The organism is Paenibacillus sp. UNC217MF, assembly GCF_000686865.1.
Lineage (GTDB): Bacteria > Bacillota > Bacilli > Paenibacillales > Paenibacillaceae > Paenibacillus_B > Paenibacillus_B suaedae.
Window position 1 is genome coordinate 1 of sequence record NZ_JMLT01000038.1, and the last position, 5,153, is coordinate 5,153.

General features: G+C 57.2%; 1 protein-coding gene. It reads right to left on the reverse strand.

Features of this window, described 5'->3' with window-relative positions:
- A partial coding sequence (locus BP95_RS30580) for an amino acid adenylation domain-containing protein (RefSeq protein ID WP_331281225.1) occupies window positions 1-5,129 on the reverse strand: 5,129 nt, incomplete at its 3' end.
- Window positions 5,130-5,153 lie beyond the last annotated feature (24 nt).

A 5,153-nucleotide genomic window follows, 5' to 3' on the forward strand; every position in this document is an offset into this window, starting at 1 on the left:
AACGAGTCCGTTTTCAGCGGCAGCCGAATGTCCTGTCCTTGCGCCGCTTGTTCGTAAGCTGACGCGATATCCTCAAAAAGGATGCGCCAGGAGACTCCGTCGACAACCCAATGATGAATCGCGATCAGCAAATGATCCCCGTCCGGGCACTGGAACAAGCCCAGTTTCAGGAGCGGACCTGCGGCTAGCGAGAAGCTGGCCTGCAGCTTGCCGGCCTCCGTCTCGACCCGCTGGCTCCATGTTTCTTCGCCACGGAAGTCAAATACGTCCAGACTGCAGACTTCACCATCTTCCACGCTGCGGTTCCAAGCAGCGTAGCCGTCTTCCGTCTGCATGACAATCATCCGCAGCGCGTCGTGATGCCTAGCGATGCGCTGCATCGACAGGCACAGCGCATCGATGTCGAATCCGTCTTCCCGGTGCAGCATGACCGCGTGGTTGAAATGATGCATATCCACGGGATCAAGCTGCACGAACCAGCGCTGGATCGGCGTAAGCGGCACGGGACCATGCACTTCTCCTTGTTCTGCGCGGCGAGTGACCGCCGACATCTGGGAGCTAAGCTCGGAGACGACCGGATAGCGGAACAGGTCTTTCATCTCGACCTTATACCCAGCTTGTAATAGCCGTGAAGCGACTTGAATCGCTTTGATCGAATCGCCGCCAAGCTCGAAGAAATGATCGAAGATGCCAATCTTCTCTACGCCCAGCACCGACTGCCAAACGGACACGAGCGCTTTTTCCTCGCCCGTGCGCGGGGCGACGTATTCCGTCCCCGCACTCATGCCTGCTTCCGGCGCCGGCAGTGCTTTGCGATCCACTTTGCCGTTAGGCGTCAGCGGCATCTGCGCAAGCTGCACGAAGTACAACGGGATCATGTACCCTGGCAGTTTTTGCGCCAGAGGGTTTCGGAGTTCATCGGCCTCTAGATCACGTGTCGCCTTGATGTACGCACACAGCGTCTTCCGGCCGGTTTCGTCCTCGCGGGCGATGACCACCGCTTCCTGAACATCCGTTACGCGAAGAAGCTGCGTTTCGATTTCTCCAAGCTCAATACGGTAACCGCGGATTTTCACCTGATCGTCCATGCGACCTGCATACTCTATTGTTCCATCTGGAAGCCAACGGGCCAAATCGCCTGTTCGGTACAACCGCTCGCCCGCTGCATACGGATGCTCCACAAACTTCGCCGCTGTTAACTCCGGATTGTTCAAGTATTCGCGTGCCAGTCCACTGCCGCCGGTATACAACTCTCCAATTACGCCAATAGGCACTATCTCTTTGGCTCTGCCCAGCACGTATACTTGCGTGTTACTGATCGGACGGCCGATCGGAATCGACGCGCGTTCCACATCCGACATCCAGATTTCATGGCAGCACGTAAACGTTGTATTTTCCGTTGGGCCGTAACCGTTGATCAGCCGTAATTCGCTGAATCGCTCCAACACTTTTTTTGCATGCGGTCTCGAAACAACGTCACCGCCAACCAGCAGCTGCTTCACCCCGTACAAACCTTCCAACTGCTCTTCCACCATTACATGAAACAAGCCAGCCGTTAGCCACAATATACTGACGTGATGCTGCTGAATCGCCTGCACCCAGTCCGTTAGCGACAATTTGCCGGGCGGCAAAATCGCCAGCGCCGCACCATTCAGCAGGCTGCCCCATATCTCAAACGTCGCAGCGTCAAAGGAAATCGTCGAGCCCTGCAAAAATACGTCTTGTTCGCTAATGTCCACATAATTCGATGACGAAACAAGTCTGATAACCCCGCGATGCGTCACGCAAACCCCTTTAGGCGTTCCTGTTGAACCCGACGTGTAGATGATGTACGCCAGATCATCGGCCATTGCCACCATTGCCAAGTTCGCACTGTTCGCGAAGTATTCTTCTTCGCCTGACAACGGCTCCTCTTCCAGTTCCACCTTGATTCCCGCAAAAGAAGCCCTCTCCTTCAAATGCTTCTGAATCAGCAGCACCTGCGCCCCGGAATCCTCTAACATAAAGGAGATGCGTTCCTGAGGGTATTCGGGATCGATCGGCACATACGCTCCACCGGCTTTTAAGATTGCCAGTATGCCCACAATCATCTCCAGCGAGCGTTCGGCCATGATGCCTATCAATTGCTCACGCTGCACCCCTCGCGCCTGCAATCTTCTCGCCAAGCGGTTCGCCCGCTCGTTCAACTCTCGGTACGTCAGCTGCCTATCTTCAAATGCCACAGCTACCGCATCTGGGGTCCATGCAGCCTGCTGTTCGAACATCGCATGCACCGTTGCTTCCGCCGGCAGCTCCACCGCCGTATCGTTGAATGTCACCAGCAGCTCTTCCTGCTCTTCCGCCGTCAGCATTTCGATGCTTCCCAGCATCGCCTGCGGATGACGGACTGTTTGACGCAGCAGCTCGGTGAAGTGACCCGCCCAGCGCTCGATCGTCGTCCGTTCGAATAGTTTCGACGCATATTCCAGGGAGCACCGCATCCCCTGTTCGTGCTCGCTGACCGATAGCGTCAAGTCGAATTTCGCCGCTCCGCTCTCGATCGGGTATGGCGCCCATTGCAGTCCCGCCAGCTCCAATTCGGTCTGCTCGGTGTTTTGCAGCACCAGCATGGCATCGAACAGCGGATTGCGGCTCATATCCCTCTGCTTCACCACCTGCTCCACCAGCTCCTCGAACGGGTAGTCCCCATGCTCCAATGCTCCGAGCGCCGTCTGCTTCACTTCCTGCAAGTAAACCGAGAACGGCTTTTCTCCGGACGGGCTCATCCGCAGCGCCAGCGTGTTCACAAACATCCCCATCATCCCTTGCAGGTCCGCATGGGAACGTCCGGCGATCGACGTACCGAGAATCAGTTCTTCTTGACCGCTTAACCGCCCGAGCAGGGCGCTGTATGCGGCCAGCAGCACCATGTACACGGTCGCGCCGTTTTCCCGCGCCAGCTCTCTGACCGCTTCCGCCAGCATACGATCCAGCTCGAACTCTACCAGATCCCCCTCGAAGCTGCGCACCGCCGGTCGCGGAGCATCTGTCGGCAGGCTCAGCACCGGCAGCTCGCCTGCAAACTGACTCAGCCAGTAGCTTTCCATCTTCCGGTAAGCCGCACTTTGCCGGTAGCCTTGCTGCCAGAGCGCATAATCTTTATACTGCAGCCGCAGCGGTTCCAGTTCTTCTCCCGCATACAGCTTCGTCAATTCCTGCACCAAAATGTTCATGGAGGTGCCGTCGGAAATGATATGGTGCATATCGAACAGCAGAACGTGATCCGTTTCGTCCAGCCGTACCACCGTCGTTCGCAGCAACGGCGCAGCGCCAAGGTCAAACGGACGGAGGAAGTGACGAATGTACGCCTGTGCATCGGCTCCTCTCGCCTCCTCGTACGCGACGGTGAAGTCCGGAGCCTCTACGATGCGCTGCATCGGCTCCCCGTCTACCGCCGCAATTGCCGTGCGCAGCGATTCATGACGGGCGATGAGTGCCTGAAGGGCGATTTCCAGCCGCTGGCGATCCAGCGTTCCCGTCAGGCGCAGCGCTGCGGGCATGTTGTAGCTCAGTTCGGCGCCCTCCAGCTGCTGCAGCACGTACAGCCGTTTTTGCGCGGACGACAGCGGATACGCTGCCTGCAGCGGAGCGGGCACAAGTGCTTCAAATGTGCCGCCCTCCGCCTCCTCCATTGCAGCCGCCAAGCTTTCAATTGTTGGCGAGAGGAACAATTGCCGCAGCGGCACTTCCGCTTCCAGCGTCTGATGAATGCGCGATACAAGTGTCATCGCCCGGAGCGAATGGCCCCCGATGTCGAAGAAGTTATCGCGGATGCCGACGCGCTCCAGCCCCAGCACCTCTTGCCATAGCTGCGCCAGCTTCGCTTCCGTCACTGTGCGCGGCGCCGCATACTCCGTTCCCGTTCGCAGCGCCCCTTCTGGCGCCGGCAGCGCTCTACGGTCGATTTTGCCGTTACTCGTAATCGGCAGTTCTTCCAGCTGCACGACATACGCCGGAATCATGTAGTCCGGCAAGTTCAATCGCAAGGCTTCGCGCAGTTCGGCGAATGTAAATTCGCGTTCGCCTGCCACATACGCGCACAGCTCATGGCCGCTTCGCTCATCGGGCAGTGCGATGACGGCCGCCTCTCGAATTCCATCCAACGCTAACAGTCTGGTTTCGATCTCGCCAGGTTCGATCCGGTATCCTCTTATTTTCACCTGATGATCGATACGGCCCAAATACTCGAGGTTGCCGTCGGCCAACCAGCGGGCCCGATCCCCGGTCCGATACATCCGCGTTCCTTCCAGCCATGGATTGGTCAGGAACTTCTCCTGCGTCCAGCTTGGCTGATGCAAGTAGCCTCGGCCTACACAAGCGCCGCCGATATACAATTCGCCCGCTACGCCGATCGGCTGCAGCTGTCCAAGCTCGTCCAAAATGTACACGGACGAATTACTGATCGGCTTGCCAATCGGCGGCAGCGCCATCATCGGCTCTTGCGGCCTGATCGTGTACGTAGTCGCTACATGCGTCTCCGAAGGGCCGTAATGATTGTGAAGCGTGACGCCCTGCTCCTGCAAGTAGCGCTGCAGTGCCGGGCCGACAATCAGCGCCTCTCCCGCCGTAATCAGATGCTGCACGCACGTTGGCCAACTCGCTTCGTAGGCCGGATCGTTCCAAACGAATTTGACGAACGACGACGGCAGCAGTAAGGTTGGAATGCCTCGTTCCTCCACATAGCGGAAGAGCGCAGTCGGATTTTGACGCATATCCTCCTTGATCACATGCAGCGTTCCGCCCGCCAGCAAGGTAGAAAAAATCTCCTGATAACTCACATCAAAGCTGTACGACGCATACTGCAGCACCTGCTTGTCAAATGGAATGGACGCATGCTCGTATTGATGCATGATCAAGTTTACAAGGTTGCCATGTTCCAACATAACGCCTTTCGGTTTCCCCGTCGTACCTGAAGTATAGATAACGTAGAGCAAACGGCTGCTTGCGTTATCCGGGCTATCTGGGCAATCAGGGTTATTAAAGCTTTCAGGGCTTTCAGGGCTTTCAGGGCTTTCAGGGCTTTCAGGACTTTCAGAGCTATCACGGCTCCACGCACTTTGCTCGCTTGCCGCAAGAAGCTCTTCGATGATGAGCGTCTTGCCCTCATATCCAAG